Source organism: Bradyrhizobium betae (assembly GCF_004123905.1).
Lineage (GTDB): Bacteria > Pseudomonadota > Alphaproteobacteria > Rhizobiales > Xanthobacteraceae > Bradyrhizobium > Bradyrhizobium betae_A.
Map to the genome: position 1 here is coordinate 1 of NZ_MZXW01000013.1, position 16,808 is coordinate 16,808.

Sequence of the window (16,808 nt, forward strand, 5' to 3'; positions counted from 1 at the left end):
CCTCTGCAGCATCCGGCCCGCGAACCGCCATGCCGAGAGTACCGGGTAGTGTCCCGGGCCTCGAGCGGCCGCGCGGCCCATGTCCACCGACGCTGTGGCCGCGGCACACCGCGGCCGCGCCTGGACTCTCGAATGGGTCCGCGCGCGGCCCAGCGTGCCGGCGGAAGAGCATGCCGGTCTCCCCCGTCATTGCGAGCGCAGCGAAGCAATCCAGAGTCTTTCCGCGGAGGGATTCTGGATTGCTTCGCTGCGCTCGCAATGACGGAGTTTGGAGATCCAGCTAGGCCGCGATCAGATCATCATAAACCGGATCGATCGCGTCGTCCGCGACGATCTCATCGCAGAACAGCCTTGCCTCTTCGCGTGCCGACTCGGTGGCGAAGCGGCGGAGCAGGACCATCAGCGGCTCGGCGGCACCGCGGTCGGTCTCGCAATGGGTGAGTACGCGCTCGACCATGCGCCGGCGCAGCCGCGCCGCGCCGTCGTCGCTGTCGACGAAGCCCTGCTCGTGGCAGGCGTCGAGCGCGACCTGGAATGCCGCAAACGTTGCCTCGGGCAGACCGGCGCGGCGGAGCAGCGCGTGCAGGCTGTTGCCACCGCGGTCGTGCAGCAGCGCGGAAACGCGCGCCAGCGGCAGGTCGGCGAGTTCAGCGAGCGATGCGTCGAACAGATCGAGATTGCTCGACAGCAGTGCGCGCAGGATCAGGCCCGCGGTCAGCTGGCCGGTGACACGCAAATGATGCACCAGGCCCTGCATGTCCTCGCCGCGCGAGCACGCTGCGATGTTCATGGTGGAGCGATCGCGCGCCTCGATCGTCACGCGCTCGGCACGGTCGGGGCTTAGCCAGTTCCGCGCCACGACGAATTGCGCCAGCGTCTCGGAAAGCTTGGCCACCAGCGCGGCGCGCGTGGCGGCTGGCAGATCCTCCAGCACCAGCATCGCCTCGCGGATCGCGGCGAGATGGCCGTGACGCTCGACGATGCGATTCCAGGAGAACGGCGCAAGCTCGGCATGGGGATTTTCGATCAGCTCCAGCGCTGCCGCTGGGCAACCGACTTCTGCGATGGCGGCGCAGACCGATACCGGCAGTGCGATGCGGCGGGCGACCGCGCATTGCACCTCGTCATTGCCGGTCGCGACGATGTCGACGAGATCGGCATCTATCAGCAGCGGCGAATGTTCGAGCACGGGGAGCGCCACGGTCGGCTGGTCCGCCGACAGCGCCCGCACGATCGACGCCGGGGCATCCGTGCTGCGCGCAAAAGCCTCGGCCATCGCCTGCCGCACCAGCGGCGAGGCATCGTCGAGCAGCATCAGCAGCGCGCCTTCGGCCGCGACGCGGTCGTTATGGGAAAGGTCTGAGATCAGCCAGGCGCGAGCCAAGGCCCGCGTTGCCTCAGCCCGCTCGCCAGCGGGCGCCGTCCTGATCCAATTGATGAACTGCCGAACAATCATGGAGCTTCCGGCTTACACAACAAACGAAAAATGGTGACGGCTCGTCACCTGCAACACAAAATAAACCACGACGCTTAACAAAGCGTTCACCATAACTGGCTGGTTTTATTGACGTTTTGTTAAGGGAACAAAGCTGCTGCCGCTCGTGCCCCGGACGCAGCGCAGCACGCAAGTGATGCACTGCTGAATCTCCGAGAGAGGTGCGCGCGGCTTGGGTCCCGGCGCTGCGCAGCAGCGTTTCACGCTGCAGCGCGTCCGGGACACGAGAGTGAGTGTTAGCTCGAGAACGTGCCGCTACGATCGCTGAAGAGATCGAGCGGCTGCGGCGGGCGCACGTCCGGTGTCGGTGACGCGACGGACGTCAGCGAGGCGTTATTGCCCCACAATTTCTGGACAGTCGTCGAGACCGGCTGCGTGACATCGCCGGGCTGATAGATCGAGCGGAATGCGGGTGTGACCGGCGTGTTGTCTGCGACCGTCGTTGAAGCTGATGATGTCGCGCTCACCGGCGTGACGCCACGCGCATCCGGAAAGGTCTGGAGATAAGCGGCGTTGTCGATGACAGGCGCGGTCGGCTGCACGCCATTGGCGCTCGCGACCTGCGTCGTCGACGGCGTGTCGCCATACATCGCCATCGCGCTGCGGGTCGTCTTCGAATTCGCCGCACTGGCGTAGCGCGCGTCGAGCACCGAATAGACTTCCGAGACGCTGCGGGCGCTACCGTCCCTGGCGTAGAAGATCGAGCGATTGGCGGAGGCCGCATTGGGAAACAGCCGCGCGCCGACCGCATGCGGATTGTCCTCGGCATTGGCGATCAGTTTTGCAGCGCCACCGACGCCCATGAAATGCGCCATGTAGAGTTCACTGTCGCTCGGCCGGCGGCCAAGCAGGCCGGTGAGCCTGAAACTGTTCGACTGCGTCAGCGCCGCGGCCATGCTGGATGCGGCTTCCGGATCGTCACGCAGCTTCATGATCGACCGCTTCATCACGGGATCATCGACGGTGTAAGTGCCCGACGAGGTCCTGGTGATGGCGTCGGAATAATTGCCATAGCCGAGCTGGGTGCCCGCCTCTTTCACGGTGCCGAGCCAGGTCTGGTCGATGAACTGGTAGAGCCCGTGCGCGGACGAGGTGGCAGCCCCCGCCGCCGGATCGAAATCCGATTCCATCTTGGCGGTGGTCAGCATGTATTGGAAGCTGACGCCGGTCCGGCTGGAGACCTGCTTGATCGCACCGGCGACGCGTGCCCGCGACGGATCGAGACCCGCCGTCTGAGAGGCACTGGAGTTGTCGACCGACATGATGAAGTGCCCGCCCCGCGCGGCGTTGAGCGACGCCGGCAATTCGGCGCCCTGTCGTCTCACCGTGGGACAGGTATGGTTAATGCGGAGTTAATTTGGCTCTCACCGTCATTCCGGGGCGGACCACAGAAGCCCGGAATGACAGCGGGCTATTTCTTGTAGACTGCGTCCGGATCGAACAGCCTGTCCGCATCGACGAACACCAGCTTCGCACCCCCGCCGTCAGCCTCGACCTTGCGATAGAAACAGGACCGGCGACCGGTATGGCAGGCCGCTCCGATCTGCTCGACACGAATCCAGACCGCGTCCTGATCGCAATCGGTGCGGATCTCGACCACGCGCTGGGTCTGACCTGAGGTCTCACCTTTTCGCCACAAGGCATTGCGCGAGCGGCTGAAGTACCAAGCCTCGCCCGTCGCAATGGTCTTGCGCAGCGCCTCGTCGTTCATGTGCGCGACCATGAGCACGTCGCCGGTGACAACGTCGGTCGCAACGACCGTCACGAGTCCGGCCGCGTCGAATTTGGGAAGGAAGGCGAGGCCTTCCTCGATCTCATGGGAGTGAGCGGACACGACGATCTCGCCGGTTCATTCGCGAGGTCAGCGCGTGCCTCGCACCAGGGACAGGAAACGGGCCTGCTCCGCCGGATTGTCGCGGAACATGCCGGTGAAGCGGCTGGTGAAGGTGGAGGCGCCATGCTTGGCGACGCCGCGCACCGACATGCAGGTATGCTCGGCCTCGATCAGCACCGCAACGCCGCGGGGCTTCATGATCTCGTCGATGGCCGCCGCGATCTGCGCCGTCATGTGCTCCTGGGTCTGGAGCCTGCGGGCGAAGATGTCGGTCAGGCGCGCGAGCTTCGACAGGCCGACGACGCGTTCCACCGGCGTGTAGGCAATGTGCGCCTTGCCGTAGAACGGCATCATGTGATGCTCGCATTGCGAGGTGAACTCGATGTCGCGCACCAGCACGAAGTCGTCATAGCCGGCGGTCTCGCCGAAGGTACGGTCGAGCACCTCGGCCGGGCACTGGTGGTAGCCCTGATAAAGCTCGTCGAACGCCTCGACCACGCGGCGCGGCGTGTCGAGCAGGCCCTCGCGCCCGGTGTTCTCGCCGATATAGGCGAGCAGCGTCTTCACCGCGGCTTCCGCCTCGGCGCGCGCGGGGCGCGGCTGGTCGGCGCGGACGGCGGCCGCCAGGAACTCGGCAGGATCGAGCTCGGCCGGGCGGCTCTCGGGCTGCTTGCTCGGGCGGATCGGCTTGATTGTAGCGTCCATGTCTACTCCGTTCGACGGCCTTGCGGCCGGAGTGTCACCGGCAGACGGGGCGGCAAGCCGCCGGACGCCTGAAGAGCACAGTTTTGGCGAAAAAGGTCCCTGGGTCACCACGCCGGCAGCGCAGATCTGGACCGCCGCTGCCGCACCGCTGGACTGTTTTTCCGCCAGTTCCAGCCCTATATAGGACCGTGGACGGCGCCCGCCAAGGCCGATCCACTGCGGAAGTCCCGGACTCCATCACATGCTGAACGACATCTACAACAAGCGGATCATCGAACTGGCCGGGAATATTCCGCGCCTCGGACGGCTATCGGACGCCGATGCCACCGCCACCGCCCACTCCAAATTGTGCGGCTCGACCGTCAAGATCGACCTCAAGATGAGCGGCGACACCGTCACCGACTTCGCCCATGACGTGAAGGCCTGTGCGCTGGGTCAAGCCTCTTCATCCATCATGGCAAGTCACATCGTCGGCTCGACTGCGAGCGAACTCCGTGAGTTACGCGAAACCGTTCGCAAGATGCTGAAGGAGAACGGCGCGCCTCCTCAAGGCAAATGGGAAGAGATCAAGTTCCTTGAGCCGGTCCGCGAGTACAAGGCGCGGCACGCCTCGACGCTCCTGACCTTCGATGCCGTGGTCGATGCCATCGGCCAGATCGAAGCCAAGGCCATGCAGCCGGCTGGGGCACAGGGCTAGTCAGTCTGCGCTGAGGTCCGTCGGCGGCGCGCGAAGGTCTACTTCTGCGACGCCGCAATTGGCGCAGCCCCGGTCGGCACCGCGGCTTCCGCCGTCCTGGTCGACTTGGCCGGCTGTTCCTGTTCCGCGCCGAACCTGGCCTGCGTCTTCGGTGAAAGCTCTGCCATGGCCGGCGCTGTCACGTCCACATGTGGCAACACGTCGGCGACGAGATCAGTCGTCACGAGATTGGTGAGCTTCAGCTCGCCGGCGTCCAGCTCGTGCAGATCTTCCCAGGGCGGGACGCTGAGCGCGAGCGACAGAAGATCGCCGGCACCGCCCATGTCGAAGGTGTATTTGGCGAGCCGGCCGATATCGCGTTCCACGATCATCAGGTCCTGCGCGCTGTAGCTCGCCGCTTTGGCGTCGTCGGCGCGGTCGCCCATCCAGATCTGGTGGACGCGGACATGCGCGGCCTCCGGCACGTAACGCTTCTTGCCGGCCAGCAGCAGGAACACGCACATGGATTCGCAATAGGCCTCGGACGCGACCGCCGGACGGGCCGACTGCCCGCCGCGGTCCTGGAGGCTGATCCCGACCGTGGTCAAAAGCCCGAGATTGCGGAAGCGCCTGCCGAGTGTGATCGCGTCGTTGACGGAACCGCCGCTGGAATCCAGCACCACGGTGGCGCCGCCGAGCTGGCGTCCCCGAGAAAACTCCTCGAAATCCTTAGGCGTATCAGCCGTGATGATGCCGACCGCGCTGACCCAGCCGCGGCAGTTCGGCTCACAGGCCACCCAGTTGAACTTCATCGGCAGCTTGCGCTCTTCGAGCGCGGCCCCGGCATGAGCCGTTGTGCCGGTCGTGGCGACAGCTCCGAAGAGCGCGGCGCCAAGTGCGGCGGCCCCAAGCAACAACCAACCGCGACGATCAAGGGAGTTCAGAAGTCTCAATCTGGTTCCTTCCCCAAGCCCCAAAGGTCCCCTAACAATCCTCGGCAGCGCCCTCTGAGTCCATCATACGGGCGTATGTTTCTACACACGGACGTCATAAAAATGGTATCCGGGGGACTACAGATCGTCCACAGGTACTTGCTGCACTGCTCCCAAAAAGCACGATAAATATGGCGCAGAAACAACAACTTGCGGTTCCCTGCGCCGGAACCGCGCAATACCTCGCTCACGATCGCAGCACAGCGCACATGAAGCACTCAGCTTGCGAACATTGTTCCACTCCGGTCGAGAGCGCGCTGCGGCTGCCGCGCCGATTCGGACGCGCGCTGATCTGGCTCTACCGCCACACGCTCTCGCCGCTGGTCGGCTACAACTGCCGGCACCTGCCGACCTGCTCCGTCTATGGCGACGAGGCGATCGAGCGGTTCGGACTTTGGGCCGGCGGCTGGATGACGCTCGCGCGCCTGCTGCGCTGCAATCCCTTCGGCACCTCAGGCATCGACAACGTACCTCTGACCGCGCCGCAAGGCGCGCGCTGGTACCTGCCCTGGCGTTATGCCCGCTGGCGCGGCGTCAACGCGTCATAAGTATGCTGCGGTGCTTTGCGCATCGCTGCCCTGTGCGGAACCGGAACTTTCCCCTCGCGTTGTTGTGATGCTCCGCGGGGAGGAAACAACAATGCGCTGGAAAATCAGCCCTCATTTTCACTTCAGGCTTGGCCCGCAGTCCAGTCCCAGCCGGCATCACCACGATCCCAGAACCATCGACATGCTCGCGATCATTGCCCTGCTTGCACTCGTGCTCGGTTCCGGCTGGTATCTGGCGACGAGCCTTGCAACACCGCCCGGCACGACGGCTTTCATCGTGCCGAGCCAGAGCGTGCATTGGTAGTGCCGGATCCTAGAGGTCCAGCACCAGCCGTTCCGTATCCGATCCCGAGACGCAGACCATGAGGTAGCGCTCGCGCTCGTACGGCGACAGGATGCGGTCGCGGTGCACCGGCTTGCCCTCGATCCATCCAACCTTGCAGGCGCCGCAGATGCCGCCGCAGCAGGAGGTCGCGATGTCGATGCCTCTTTCCTGCAACGCGGCCAGCATGGTCTGGCCGGCACGAACCTGGATCTCGGTCCCCGTGCGCGCCAGGGACAGCGTGAACGGTTTGGCGTCGGGATCAATGACCGGCGGCGGCGCGACGAAGCGCTCGATATGAACATTGGCAGCGGGCCAGGCTGCGGTCACCCGCTCGAAATCGTCGGTCATGCCTTCAGGCCCGCAGCACGCGACCAGCGTGCCCGCTCCGTCCTCCCCGACCAGCGCCGCAAGATCAGGACGCCCGGTCAGGGACGTCCGATGCATCACGATCCGCCCCTTCTCGATCAGCGATCCGAGATGCGCTGCAAGCGGCACCTCCTCGCGTATGATCAGATGCAGCGTGAAATCGGCCTGCTCCGTTCGTTCGAGATGTCGCGCCATGGACAGGAACGGCGTCACGCCGATGCCGCCAGCCACGAATACATAGCGCGCGATGCCCGCACCGGGATCGAGCCCGCCACGCGGCAGCGAGACGCCAATGACATCGCCAACCCGGACATCGTCGTGAAGCGCACGCGAGCCGCCGCGCCCGTCCGCCTCGCGCTTCACCGCAATGACGTAGCGCGTATTATCCGCCGGCTCGTTGCACAGCGAGTAAGTGCGCACGAGTCCGTTCGGCAGATGCAGATCGATATGCGCGCCAGGCTTGAACGGGGGCAATTCCCAACGGTCGGGATCAACCAGAGTGAACAGCTTGATCCCGCTACCTGCCTCCTCGATGCCGGCGACAACCGTCTTGACCGTCGTAATCGCGCGCACCTTCATGCCGCATTCCGTACGGTGTCGCCAACCTTCACGATGCCGCCTTGCAGGATCTTGCAATTGAGGCCGGAGCGGTTGATCAGGGGATCGAAGATCGCCTTGCCGGTGATCTCCTCGATGTGCCGACAGGGAATCGATAACCGGGTCGCCTCCAGCAGAGTCTCGCCCAGCCAGAACTTGCGGCCGACGAGATGATTCAACGGCACGCCCTCGACCGTCACGTTGCGCCGATGCTCTTCGGCGCCGAGCTCGATGCCGGCATCACGCTTGAGCGCAACCAGCGTCTCGAGCTCGAACAACGTAACCTGACGGCCCTCTTCGGGCTTGTGCGAGTAAAACCCCTCTTCGTTGCCGATCATGTAGCGATCGCCTTCGATTCCCCTGCCGGCGACGAGATTGATCGATTCAGTTGCGCGCATCGGCAGGAACGCACGTGGGGTGAGATGAAGGAAGCGCACCACGCCGGTCCAGCCGAGCTGTGCTGCATTCTGCGCCGAACCGGCACTGATGGTATCGAGCATGACAAAATCCTTGTGTGAAGCGATGGCGCGCAGCTGATGGCCGCGCGCCGCGGGATCAGGTCAGTTCCTTGTTCGCCATCTCCGGCGCGAAACTGGTCGCGGTCGCGGTGATGGCGGCGCAGCCGATCAGCAGCAGCGAGACCGGCCAGGTGGCACCACCGCTCCACGCCATCAGAGACGCGGCGATCAGCGGCGTCAACCCGCCGCTGATGGCCGCACCGACCTGAAACCCGAGCGAGGCACCGCTGTAGCGCAACCGCGCGGAGAACAGCTCGGAGTACCAGGGCGCGCCGATGCCGAACATCACCATCTGGCCGAAGGTGATCGCGATCACGATGGTGCAGATCACGATGGTGGGGTCGCGGGTATTGAGCAGCCAGAACAAAGGAAAAGCAAACAGGGCCGAGAACAAGCAGCTCGCATAGAACATCCTTTTGCGGCCCACGATGTCGGACAGCCAGCCGAACAAGGGAATGGCGAGCAGCGCGACCAGCGATGCGGCGAACGCGCCGTTCAGCACCACCCCGCGCGACAGCCCCAGATTGGCCGTGGCGTAGGACATCACGAACACGCCGCCGATACTGGCATAGGCGATTTCCGAGATCTTCAGCCCGACTGCGGTGAAGAACGGCCGGCGATGGTGCTTGAAGATCTCCACCAGCGGCATCTTCGCGACGTCCTTCTTGGCCTGGACCTGACGGAACGCTGCGGTCTCCTCCATGTTGAGGCGGATATAGAGACCGACGCCGACCAGCAGGATCGAGAGCAGGAACGGAATGCGCCAGCCGTAGGTCATGAAGTCGCTCTCCGGCAGGCTCGCCACCAGCGCGAACATGCCGATCGCGGCGAGATTGCCGATGGGGTTGCCGACCTGGACCATGCTGCCGAGCAGGCCGCGGCGATGTGTCGGGCAGTTCTCGACCACCATCAGCACGGCGCCGCCCCATTCGCCGCCGAGGCCGATGCCCTGGAGGAAGCGCAAGCCGATCAGAAGCAGCGGAGCCGCGATGCCGATCTGCTGATAGGTCGGCAGCAGGCCGATCAGGAAGGTGCCGATGCCCATCACCATGATCGTGATCGCGAGCATCGCCTTGCGCCCGACCCGGTCGCCGTAATGACCGAAGATCGCAGCCCCGAGCGGCCGCGCCAGAAATCCGACGGCGTAGGTGCCGAAGGCGGCGATCGTAGCGAGCGTGGGATTGCCGGCGGCAAAGAAGACCTTGTTGAACACCAGCGCGGTCGCCGTGCCGTAGATGAGGAAGTCGTACCATTCGACCGCGGTGCCGATCACGCTCGACCACACGATCCGTCGCAAGCTCGCCGCCTCGTCCGGCGCTACGTTCAGGGTTACGTCGTCTGCTACGGTCATCGATCTCTCCAAAAGGTACCGGCGCCAGGGAAAAGCAGTTGGTTCGATCCGCGGAGCCCATCGGCAGCCGCGACGGTAAAAATCGATCATGTTTACTGATAGAAATCAACGCCACCGAATGCGGCAAATGCCGCCGATCGCGGCAAAGCGCTTAATTTGCACCATTTTTCAGCTATTTTTCGCGATATACTAGTGCACATGCTCACAATATCCGCGACCCTGCTTGAAATTTCCGCGCGTGAGTTTTCCTTTAGAATACAGCGCCGGGCCCCGAAATGAGCAGCGCGTGCCGCCGGGCTGGCAGTCGGGCCGCATCTGTTGCAAAAGAGGCCTCAGCGGTTCGGGAGATTCATGCGTGCTTGACGTCAGCAAAGCGACAGCGGTCGGGGCCAATATCCGCCAGGCGCGGATTGCCAAGGGCCTGACGCTGGACCAGCTTGCAAAGCAGAGCGACCTCACGCGCGGCTACATCTCGCTGGTCGAGCGCAATTTGAAGATCCCCTCGCTGGCCGCGCTGCTGCGGATGGCCGCGGCCCTCGAGGTCAATGTCGCGAACTTCTTCGACCCGAACGCCGAGCCCGCGCCCCGCTACACGCTGTTCCGCCGCGAAGGCGGCAAGGTCCCGCTGTTCCAGGACAATTTTGGCGTGGTGCCGCTCGCAACCGGCCGCACCCGCAAGATGATGGAGCCGTTCCTGCTCAGCCCGCCACACAAATCGGCGACGCGCGCCTCGCATGCGGGCGAGGAGCTGCTGTTCGTGATCAACGGCAAGATCGCAATCAAGCTCGACGGCGAGGAGCTGACGCTCGGCAAGGGCGACTGCCTGTATTTCTCAGGCGAGACGCCGCACGAAGTCAGGAGCCTCGGCCGGCAGAAGGCGGAGGTTCTGGTCGTCGTGGCCCAGAGCTCTTGACGCCGGGCCTCGGCAAATAGCCTAGCGGAACCAATAGAATCGCCCGGGCGGCGGCGGGATCGGCTCGGGCGGACGTAGCCGCTTCGGACGCACCGGCTTGGGCGGCGGCTCGGCGGATGAAGTGGTCTCCGCAGCCGGCTCGGTCTCGGTCCCCGGCACCTTCACGGACAGCAGCAGGTTCGACTCGTGCATGCGCCAGCGGTAGCCGACGCCGAAATCGATCGGCTGGGCGCGCGTGAACAGTTCGGCGTAGCGCTCCTGGTAGCGGCCGGGGAATTCGCCGATCGGCCCGAGATAACGGCCGAACGGGAAGAACCGCCACTGCCGCACATTGTAATTGGCAAGCGGGATGCCGGAATCGTCCTGGATGATGGTTGCGCTGTTGGCCAGCAGCCAGTCGCGGACAACCGCGAAGTCCCCCTTGTGCAGCAGATAGGACGCGCTCTTGAGCAGGCTGTTGCCGGGCCCGAGCGTCTCGCAGAATTTCAGGAAGCCGGTGTTGCGCGCGCCGGCATTGGAAAGGTCGGTCGAGAAATAATACAGCGTGCGCGCCTCGCCGTCGGAGCCTGCAAAGGTGATGCGGACGCCGTGCGTGGCGTTCGGTCCCGGATAGTCACTGCCGGTGTGCATCCCGCCCTTGGCATCGAGCGCGACCATCTCGACGTTGCGGATGGTCTTGCCGGAGCGCGCGAGGAAAACGTAGAGGATCGGCAAGGTGCCGTTGACCTGGTTGGCATGCAAATCGACCTTCATCTGCTTGGTGATGAAGAAGGAAAAGCTCAGGATCGAGCCGAGCGAGCGCTCGACATTGTAGAGCGCAGTGCCGACCGAACCGCGCGGCAGCCGCGTCAGGTCGGGCACGGCACCGACCGGCTCCAGCGCACCGAGCACGTAGGTGCTGGCCTTGGAATAGAAGGCGTTGGCGTAGAGGAAATCCGGGCCGCTGAACATGTAGAACATGGTCGGCCTGGGCGCGGCCAGGTTGACGTCGGACCAGGTGCGGATCTTGGCGAGCTGCCGCTGCTCGAGCTGGGCGAAGGCGCCGTCGAAGAATTTTGCGTGATGCTGCCAGCTGGGGTCCCTGGTCAGCGGCACCAGCGGCGAGTCCGCCGAGGGCTGCATGCCCGCGAGGAAACGCGCGGTGTCGTCGAAGGTGACGTCGGCGGCACGTACGGACGAGACGGCCGCGGCCAGCAAGGCAAGTGCGACGGCCGCAATTCTTAAGGCTCCAAACATGTCTATTCGCGATTGTGTGAAGTGCCAGCGGCGACCGGCCGCCTGCGGAAAACAGCATAAATCAACAGGCCCGAGAGCATGACGAGCATCCCCGAGAGCGAATGCGTCGGCCGCTCCGTCAAAAGGTAGTACATCATGAAGGCGGTCACGAGCAGGAAAACGAGCGGCGTGAACGGGTATCCCCAGGCACGATAAGGCCTGGGCAGATCGGGATCGGTGATGCGCAGCTTGATGACGCCGGCGACCGTGAAGAACGAGCAGAACAGCAGCGCGAACTGGATGAAGTCGAGCACCGCCTCGAAGCTGCGCGTGAACAGCAGCAGGTTGGCGACCGCGAGCTGAAACAGGATGGCGTAGGCCGGCGCACCGCTCACCGACCGCTTCGAGAACACCCGCAGGGCCGGGATGTCCTCGCCCATCGTCATCATCACGCGCGGGCCGATCCACATCATCGCGCTGATCGACGAGATCAGGCCGAAGCAAATCATCGCGCCGACGATCCTGCCGCCGAGATTACCGAAGATCGCGCGGCCGGCGACGCTTGCGACGTCGAGCTGGCCGGCGAGTGCACTGACAGGCGTGGAGTAGAGAAACACCGCGTTCAGCGCGACGTACAGGACGAGCACGATCAGCGTCCCCGCGAGCAGCGCGCGCGGCAGATCCCGCTGCGGCATGTTCATCTCGCCGATGATATAGGTCGCGGCATTCCAGCCCGAGAACGAGTACATCACGAAGACGAGCCCGATCGCGAACGGTGCACTGACGATATGCGCGAGATCGCCCGCCTGCGGCGTGAAGGCGATCGGCTGCGGCACGCCGATGACGAAGCCGGCGACCAGGAAGGCGACGATCAGCACGACCTTCAGGATGGTCGAGATCAGCTGGAAGGTCGAGGAGTGCCTGACGCCGGTCAGCTGTACGATCGAGACCAGCCATACCACGCCGATGGCGAGCGGGATCGGTGGCACATCAGGGACGACCGATTTGGCGTATTCGCCGAATGCCATCGCGGCAAGCGCCACGGGTGCCGCAAACCCCACCGTCGCCGAGACCCAGCCGGCGAGAAAGCCAAAGGCGGGATGATAGGCACGGCTGAGGAAATTGTATTCGCCGCTCGAGCGCGGAAACATCGCCCCTAGCTCGCTATACGAGAACACCCCGCACAGCGCGACAATGCCGCCGACGGTCCACAGCAACAGGATCGAGAAGCCGGACGGGATGTCCTTGACCTGAAAGCCGAGGCTGGTGAAGACGCCGACCCCGACCATGTCGGCAACGACGATGGCGGTTGCGACCAGAACGGAGACCCCGGAGCTACCTCCGGTCAGCCGCCCGGTCCAGGGCGCGGGTCCCGCATCTGATGCCGTCATCGGGGTCCTTAAACCTCAGGCGTCACGCCACGTGGAAGCATCGTGCATTTGGTCCAGTCAATTCAAGCAGGGTTAACAAGGGTTAAATGAGGCAGCGGAAATAGGTAATTAGGAACCTCTAATGCACGGTGGCGGGCAATAAACCTGCGGAAACACCGGAGAATCCCGTTTCTGATCCCCACAATCAGGACACGATTACGTGGTCCTTTTGAGCGTTCCGGATGTGGGGAGTTTCTCCGGACACTTAACGTCGCCTAAACGCCAGTCGGCTCAATTGCCTAGAGATTGCCGATGGACGTGTGACTTGGGTCGTGACTTGGGGTCATGGGTGGATGGTCGGGGCCGTTCCGAATCTGAGAGCTGCTAGTCGTGCCGATCGGACGTCGTCCGATGCGCGCGGTCGTGCGCTCCGGATCGGCCTGATCTCAGCCTTGGTGCCGTTGTCGCTGACGCTGGTTCAATGCGGCAAGGCGCCGAACCCGGCGGCACTCGCGGCGAACTCGCAGGCCAATGTCCAGGTGGTCGCCAAAACCAATCCTCAACAAGTCGCAAGCGGTGATACGTTCGAGGACCGCTTCCCTGCCCCGCAGTTCAAAGAACGCTTCCCGTCCGCGAGCGAGAGTTTTCTGCAACGGCAGACGTCGGACTTCTCGCCCAAGCGCGCCGTACAGCAGCAACCGCAGCAGGCGCCGTACAAGGTGGCCTCGCTCGCACCGCAAGTCCCCTATCAGCGTCCGGCCCGTGACGACCTGACGACGCTGGTCAGCATGAAGTCGTCGGCCTTCCCCTATTTCGGCAACAACCCCGCTTCCGACGCGCCTTTCCTCAACATCTCCAAGGGCGACCGCCGTGGCCACCGCAGCTATTCGGGGCGCGTCTACTGGCAGGACGAGACCTACAGCGACAGCCGCGTGCTGGTTCACATCCCCGAGCATTTCGACGTGCGCAAGCCGGGCGTGATCGTGCTGTTCTTCCACGGCAATGGCGCGACGCTCGAGCGTGACGTGCGCGACCGGCAGCTGGTGCCGCAGCAGGTCACCGATTCCGGCGCCAATGCCATCCTGCTCGCGCCGCAGATGGCGATCGATGCCGCCGATTCCAGCGCCGGAAAATTCTGGCAGCCCGGCGGCCTCAAGCGCTTCATGGAAGAGTCCGCGAGCCATCTGGCCCGCCTCACAGGAGATCCCAACAGCGCCCGCGCCTTCGCCAACATGCCGATCGTCATCGTCGGCTACAGCGGCGGCTTCCTGCCGACCGCCTGGAGCCTCGAGGTCGGCGGCATCAGCGACCGCGTCCGCGGCGTCGTGCTGCTCGACGCCGTCTATGGCGAAATGGACAAGTTCGCCTCTTGGATCGAGAGCCATCGCTCCGGCTTCTTCGTCAGCTCTTACACACGCGGCACAGCACGGCGCGATCGCGAACTGATGAGCATGCTTCGTCAGAAGGGCATCGGCGTGTCCGAGGACATGGACGGCCCCTTGCGCCCCGGCAGCGTGGTGTTCGTCGGGACCGGCGACGGCATCACCCATCGCGACTACGTCAACCGCGCGTGGACGCAATATCCGCTGAAGGACGTGCTGGTGAAGATGTCGGCAACGCCCGCACTGGCGCTGACGCGCGTGGCGGCGACCACTTCCTCCGCATCGAGCCGTTAGGCTCGCATATTGCGCCAACCGGGATTTGGCCGCGCTGCCTGCAATTATCTCAGGCTTTGATCAAAAATGTGATGTTGATGGCCGACATCCCCGGGGGCCACCGGATTGTTTCCGCTGGCAACGATCATAATTTGCCGGCCAAGTTGGTATTGGAATTCCGCGGGGACAGCGAGTGCGTCAGGGACTATACAAGGTCGACTTCCACACGGTTCATGGAACCGGCTCCGGCGTCGTCTATGTGACCGACGGAAAGATGCGCGGCGGCAATTCCGCTTTCGCCTTCATCGGCACCTACACCGGCGAAGGCGACAGCATCAAGGTCAAGATCTCGACGCAGCGCTACAACGACGATCCGTCCTTCAAGCCGCTGTTCGGGAACGACAGGATCACGCTGACGCTCACCGGCCGGGAGGACGGCGACACGGCGGAGTTCGAAGGCACCGCCCTGCAAGTACCGGGCGTTGCCTTCAGGGCCGTGCTGAGCCGGATCAGCGACTGAGTTGCTTCAGGTCTTGGGCAGCTTCGGAATGCTCTCGGCAAAACCGTTGTAGCAGGCCAGCCGCTCATCCTCTTCCTTGAAGAAACGGCAATCGGCGTAGCCCTTGGCCTTGGCCGGCTTCGGCTTTGGCGCCGGTGGCATCACCCCATCGTAGCAGTTGAGGCGGTCCTTGGTGCCGTCGTCGATGTCGAGGCAGGCCTGGAGCCGCGCCGCGACCGATTGCGGCTTGCCCTTCGGCGCCGCGGCAGGCTTGGCCGCGGCCTCTTTGGTCCCCGCCTTGGTCCCCTTGGGCTTGACCTGCACCAGCGGCTTGTCCCCCACCATCGGTGGCTTGTCGGTTTGCGCAAACGCGGAGGCTGAATAGAGCACCGCGGCAACCGCCAGAATCATCCTCATTTCAGTCAACTCTCTTTGGTCCCCATGCCTCGCCTTCTAGCGCTCTGACGCGCGGTTTGCCAAGCGCCTTGCGCACAGGAAAACGCGGGATCAGGCCGTGGCGGCCACAGTCGGCCGGGGCCGGGTCAGGATCACCAGGACCAGCGCCGCCACGACGAAGCCGACGGCGACGAAGCCGAGCGGATGCAGCAGCTCGCGGGCGAACAGCAATCCGCCGATGGCGGAGCCGAGGGCCTGGCCGATATAGAGGACGGAGGTGTTGAGCGCGACAGTCGCCGATGCCAGCTGCGGCGCGGCCGCGACCAGCCGCACCTGCTGCATCGAATTGGTCGAGGCAAAGCCGAGACCCCAGATCGCGACCGCGAGCGCCATCAATGCGATGGTGCCGGCGCTCAGCGCCCAGCCCGTGATCCCCACCAGCAGCAGGCAGGTGAACAGCAGCGAGGTGCGATAAGGCCCCCAGGTGTCGACGATGCGAGTCGCGATCACGACGCCGAGGAAGCCGCACACGCCGTAAATGCCGAACACCATGCCGATCGCATCGGGGCTGGCATCGGTGAGCTTCTTGAGCAGCGGGCCCATGAAGGTGAACACCACGAACTGCCCGGACATTTGCAGCATCGTGATCGCAAGCAACAGCAGGATCGTCCTATTCCGCCCGACCGCGCTCCAGGTCTTCAAATCCACCGGCGCGCCCTTCAGGCCCGCCGGCAGGCGCAGCAGCAACAACAGGAAGCTGATGCAGCCGAGCGCACCGATCCCGCCATGGGCCGCGCGCCAGCCATAGCGGCTGGCGATGAAGGTGATCAGCGGCAGGCCGACGGCAGCAGCCAGCGACCAGCCGAGAAAGATGTAGGCGATCGTACTGCCGCGCCGCTTGACCGGCACAATCAACGCCGCCGTGCCCGCTGCCTGCGGCGTATAGAGCGCACCGACCGCGAGCATCACCAGGCGGATGACCAGGAGGCTCGCATAGTCGGGCGCGAAGGCCGAGGCGAGATTGCCCAAAGCGAGCACCGCAAGAGTCGTCGTCAGCAGCGTCCGCCGTTCGATGCGGCTGGTCAGCCACGCCGTCAGCGGCGAGCCGATGCACAGCGTGACCGCGCCGAAGGTGATCAGCAGCGCGGCCGCATGGATGCTGATGCCGAGCCCCGCCGACAATTCCGGCAGCATGCCCGCCGGCGCCAGCACCGAGCAGCCGGTGACGAGATTGCCGAGCATCAGGGCGGTTGGCGCGAAACGGCCGACGGCGGGCGGATTTTCCATGCAAGTGCATGTAGAGCAGCCGCGCAGCCTGTTAAAGGGCGCAGTGCGAAATAGTTGGAGCACCGC

18 protein-coding genes are annotated in these 16,808 nt (G+C 64.4%); 6 read left to right on the forward strand and 12 right to left on the reverse strand.

The genetic code is table 11. The annotated features are described in order from the left end of the window. Nucleotides 1-280 precede the first annotated feature (280 nt). The 4 genes from B5V03_RS05920 to folE form a co-directional block, all read right to left on the reverse strand. Nucleotides 281-1,456, reverse strand: a complete 1,176-nt coding sequence (locus B5V03_RS05920; RefSeq protein ID WP_129268344.1) for a DUF2336 domain-containing protein — start codon at nucleotides 1,454-1,456, stop codon at nucleotides 281-283. A 275-nt stretch (nucleotides 1,457-1,731) separates the two neighbouring features. Further along, nucleotides 1,732-2,799, reverse strand: coding sequence for a lytic transglycosylase domain-containing protein (locus B5V03_RS05925; protein WP_164987852.1), 1,068 nt, complete (start codon nucleotides 2,797-2,799; stop codon nucleotides 1,732-1,734). Nucleotides 2,800-2,906: 107 nt separating this feature from the next. Continuing rightward, nucleotides 2,907-3,329 carry a phosphoribosyl-AMP cyclohydrolase gene (hisI, locus tag B5V03_RS05930; RefSeq protein ID WP_129268346.1) on the reverse strand — a complete coding sequence of 141 codons (423 nt, stop codon included), beginning with the start codon at nucleotides 3,327-3,329 and terminating at the stop codon, nucleotides 2,907-2,909. A gap of 27 nt (nucleotides 3,330-3,356) precedes the next feature. Beyond that, nucleotides 3,357-4,034, reverse strand: coding sequence for a GTP cyclohydrolase I FolE (gene folE, locus B5V03_RS05935; RefSeq protein WP_129268347.1), 678 nt, complete (start codon nucleotides 4,032-4,034; stop codon nucleotides 3,357-3,359). Between the two features lie 241 nt (nucleotides 4,035-4,275). Between folE and B5V03_RS05940 the strand changes: the two genes are divergently transcribed. Further along, nucleotides 4,276-4,731, forward strand: a complete 456-nt coding sequence (locus B5V03_RS05940; RefSeq protein ID WP_129268348.1) for an iron-sulfur cluster assembly scaffold protein — start codon at nucleotides 4,276-4,278, stop codon at nucleotides 4,729-4,731. A 38-nt stretch (nucleotides 4,732-4,769) separates the two neighbouring features. Here the strand turns inward: B5V03_RS05940 and B5V03_RS05945 are convergent, their stop codons facing one another. Next, nucleotides 4,770-5,663 carry a hypothetical protein gene (locus B5V03_RS05945; protein WP_164987816.1) on the reverse strand — a complete coding sequence of 298 codons (894 nt, stop codon included), beginning with the start codon at nucleotides 5,661-5,663 and terminating at the stop codon, nucleotides 4,770-4,772. 248 nt (nucleotides 5,664-5,911) lie between these two features. Here B5V03_RS05945 and yidD point away from each other — a divergent pair, with 248 nt between their 5' ends. Together yidD and B5V03_RS05955 are read left to right on the forward strand one after the other, a co-directional pair. Next, on the forward strand, nucleotides 5,912-6,250 hold the full coding sequence (gene yidD, locus B5V03_RS05950) for a membrane protein insertion efficiency factor YidD (protein WP_129268349.1): 339 nt from the start codon (nucleotides 5,912-5,914) through the stop codon (nucleotides 6,248-6,250). Between the two features lie 91 nt (nucleotides 6,251-6,341). Next, nucleotides 6,342-6,554: a hypothetical protein gene (locus tag B5V03_RS05955; RefSeq protein ID WP_129268350.1), complete on the forward strand. Its 213-nt coding sequence runs from the start codon at nucleotides 6,342-6,344 to the stop codon at nucleotides 6,552-6,554. Nucleotides 6,555-6,563: 9 nt separating this feature from the next. Here B5V03_RS05955 and B5V03_RS05960 read toward each other — a convergent pair whose 3' ends face one another. The 3 genes from B5V03_RS05960 to B5V03_RS05970 are packed head-to-tail and all read right to left on the reverse strand — an operon-like array spanning nucleotide 6,564 to nucleotide 9,407. Next, nucleotides 6,564-7,520 (reverse strand): PDR/VanB family oxidoreductase, encoded by a 957-nt coding sequence (locus B5V03_RS05960; RefSeq protein ID WP_129268351.1) that lies wholly within the window; start codon nucleotides 7,518-7,520, stop codon nucleotides 6,564-6,566. Continuing rightward, entirely contained in the window at nucleotides 7,517-8,038 is a 522-nt protein-coding gene (locus tag B5V03_RS05965) for an MOSC domain-containing protein (protein ID WP_129268352.1), read from the reverse strand. Before B5V03_RS05965 ends, B5V03_RS05960 begins: the two co-directional genes overlap by 4 nt. A gap of 55 nt (nucleotides 8,039-8,093) precedes the next feature. Beyond that, nucleotides 8,094-9,407, reverse strand: coding sequence for an MFS transporter (locus B5V03_RS05970; protein ID WP_129268353.1), 1,314 nt, complete (start codon nucleotides 9,405-9,407; stop codon nucleotides 8,094-8,096). Between the two features lie 355 nt (nucleotides 9,408-9,762). Between B5V03_RS05970 and B5V03_RS05975 the strand changes: the two genes are divergently transcribed. Further along, nucleotides 9,763-10,320, forward strand: coding sequence for a helix-turn-helix domain-containing protein (locus B5V03_RS05975; protein WP_129268354.1), 558 nt, complete (start codon nucleotides 9,763-9,765; stop codon nucleotides 10,318-10,320). 21 nt (nucleotides 10,321-10,341) lie between these two features. Here the strand turns inward: B5V03_RS05975 and B5V03_RS05980 are convergent, their stop codons facing one another. Together B5V03_RS05980 and B5V03_RS05985 are read right to left on the reverse strand one after the other, a co-directional pair. Further along, on the reverse strand, nucleotides 10,342-11,556 hold the full coding sequence (locus B5V03_RS05980; protein ID WP_129268355.1) for a hypothetical protein: 1,215 nt from the start codon (nucleotides 11,554-11,556) through the stop codon (nucleotides 10,342-10,344). 2 nt (nucleotides 11,557-11,558) lie between these two features. Then, on the reverse strand, nucleotides 11,559-12,926 hold the full coding sequence (locus B5V03_RS05985; RefSeq protein ID WP_129268356.1) for an APC family permease: 1,368 nt from the start codon (nucleotides 12,924-12,926) through the stop codon (nucleotides 11,559-11,561). 332 nt (nucleotides 12,927-13,258) lie between these two features. Between B5V03_RS05985 and B5V03_RS05990 the strand changes: the two genes are divergently transcribed. Continuing rightward, nucleotides 13,259-14,581 carry an alpha/beta hydrolase gene (locus B5V03_RS05990; RefSeq protein ID WP_129268357.1) on the forward strand — a complete coding sequence of 441 codons (1,323 nt, stop codon included), beginning with the start codon at nucleotides 13,259-13,261 and terminating at the stop codon, nucleotides 14,579-14,581. Nucleotides 14,582-14,753: 172 nt separating this feature from the next. After that, nucleotides 14,754-15,080, forward strand: coding sequence for a GrlR family regulatory protein (locus B5V03_RS05995; protein ID WP_129268358.1), 327 nt, complete (start codon nucleotides 14,754-14,756; stop codon nucleotides 15,078-15,080). A gap of 6 nt (nucleotides 15,081-15,086) precedes the next feature. On the opposite strand, the gene B5V03_RS06000 is transcribed toward B5V03_RS05995, so the two are convergent. Together B5V03_RS06000 and B5V03_RS06005 are read right to left on the reverse strand one after the other, a co-directional pair. Further along, complete coding sequence (locus B5V03_RS06000) at nucleotides 15,087-15,476, reverse strand: hypothetical protein (protein WP_129268359.1); 390 nt, start codon at nucleotides 15,474-15,476, stop codon at nucleotides 15,087-15,089. 90 nt (nucleotides 15,477-15,566) lie between these two features. Next, entirely contained in the window at nucleotides 15,567-16,742 is a 1,176-nt protein-coding gene (locus B5V03_RS06005; protein WP_129268360.1) for an MFS transporter, read from the reverse strand. Between the last annotated feature and the right edge of the window lie 66 nt (nucleotides 16,743-16,808).

Bases quoted from the DNA above. Each gene is read 5' to 3' on its own strand.
- yidD (WP_129268349.1), top strand. From the start codon at position 5,912: ATGAAGCACTCAGCTTGCGAACATTGTTCCACTCCGGTCGAGAGCGCG.
- B5V03_RS05955 (WP_129268350.1), top strand. From the start codon at position 6,342: ATGCGCTGGAAAATCAGCCCTCATTTTCACTTCAGGCTTGGCCCGCAG.
- B5V03_RS05990 (WP_129268357.1), top strand. From the start codon at position 13,259: ATGGTCGGGGCCGTTCCGAATCTGAGAGCTGCTAGTCGTGCCGATCGG.
- B5V03_RS05965 (WP_129268352.1), bottom strand. From the start codon at position 8,038: ATGCTCGATACCATCAGTGCCGGTTCGGCGCAGAATGCAGCACAGCTC.
- B5V03_RS05985 (WP_129268356.1), bottom strand. From the start codon at position 12,926: ATGACGGCATCAGATGCGGGACCCGCGCCCTGGACCGGGCGGCTGACC.
- B5V03_RS05980 (WP_129268355.1), bottom strand. From the start codon at position 11,556: ATGTTTGGAGCCTTAAGAATTGCGGCCGTCGCACTTGCCTTGCTGGCC.
- B5V03_RS06000 (WP_129268359.1), bottom strand. From the start codon at position 15,476: ATGAGGATGATTCTGGCGGTTGCCGCGGTGCTCTATTCAGCCTCCGCG.
- B5V03_RS05960 (WP_129268351.1), bottom strand. From the start codon at position 7,520: ATGAAGGTGCGCGCGATTACGACGGTCAAGACGGTTGTCGCCGGCATC.
- B5V03_RS05970 (WP_129268353.1), bottom strand. From the start codon at position 9,407: ATGACCGTAGCAGACGACGTAACCCTGAACGTAGCGCCGGACGAGGCG.
- B5V03_RS06005 (WP_129268360.1), bottom strand. From the start codon at position 16,742: ATGGAAAATCCGCCCGCCGTCGGCCGTTTCGCGCCAACCGCCCTGATG.
- folE (WP_129268347.1), bottom strand. From the start codon at position 4,034: ATGGACGCTACAATCAAGCCGATCCGCCCGAGCAAGCAGCCCGAGAGC.
- B5V03_RS05920 (WP_129268344.1), bottom strand. From the start codon at position 1,456: ATGATTGTTCGGCAGTTCATCAATTGGATCAGGACGGCGCCCGCTGGC.
- B5V03_RS05940 (WP_129268348.1), top strand. From the start codon at position 4,276: ATGCTGAACGACATCTACAACAAGCGGATCATCGAACTGGCCGGGAAT.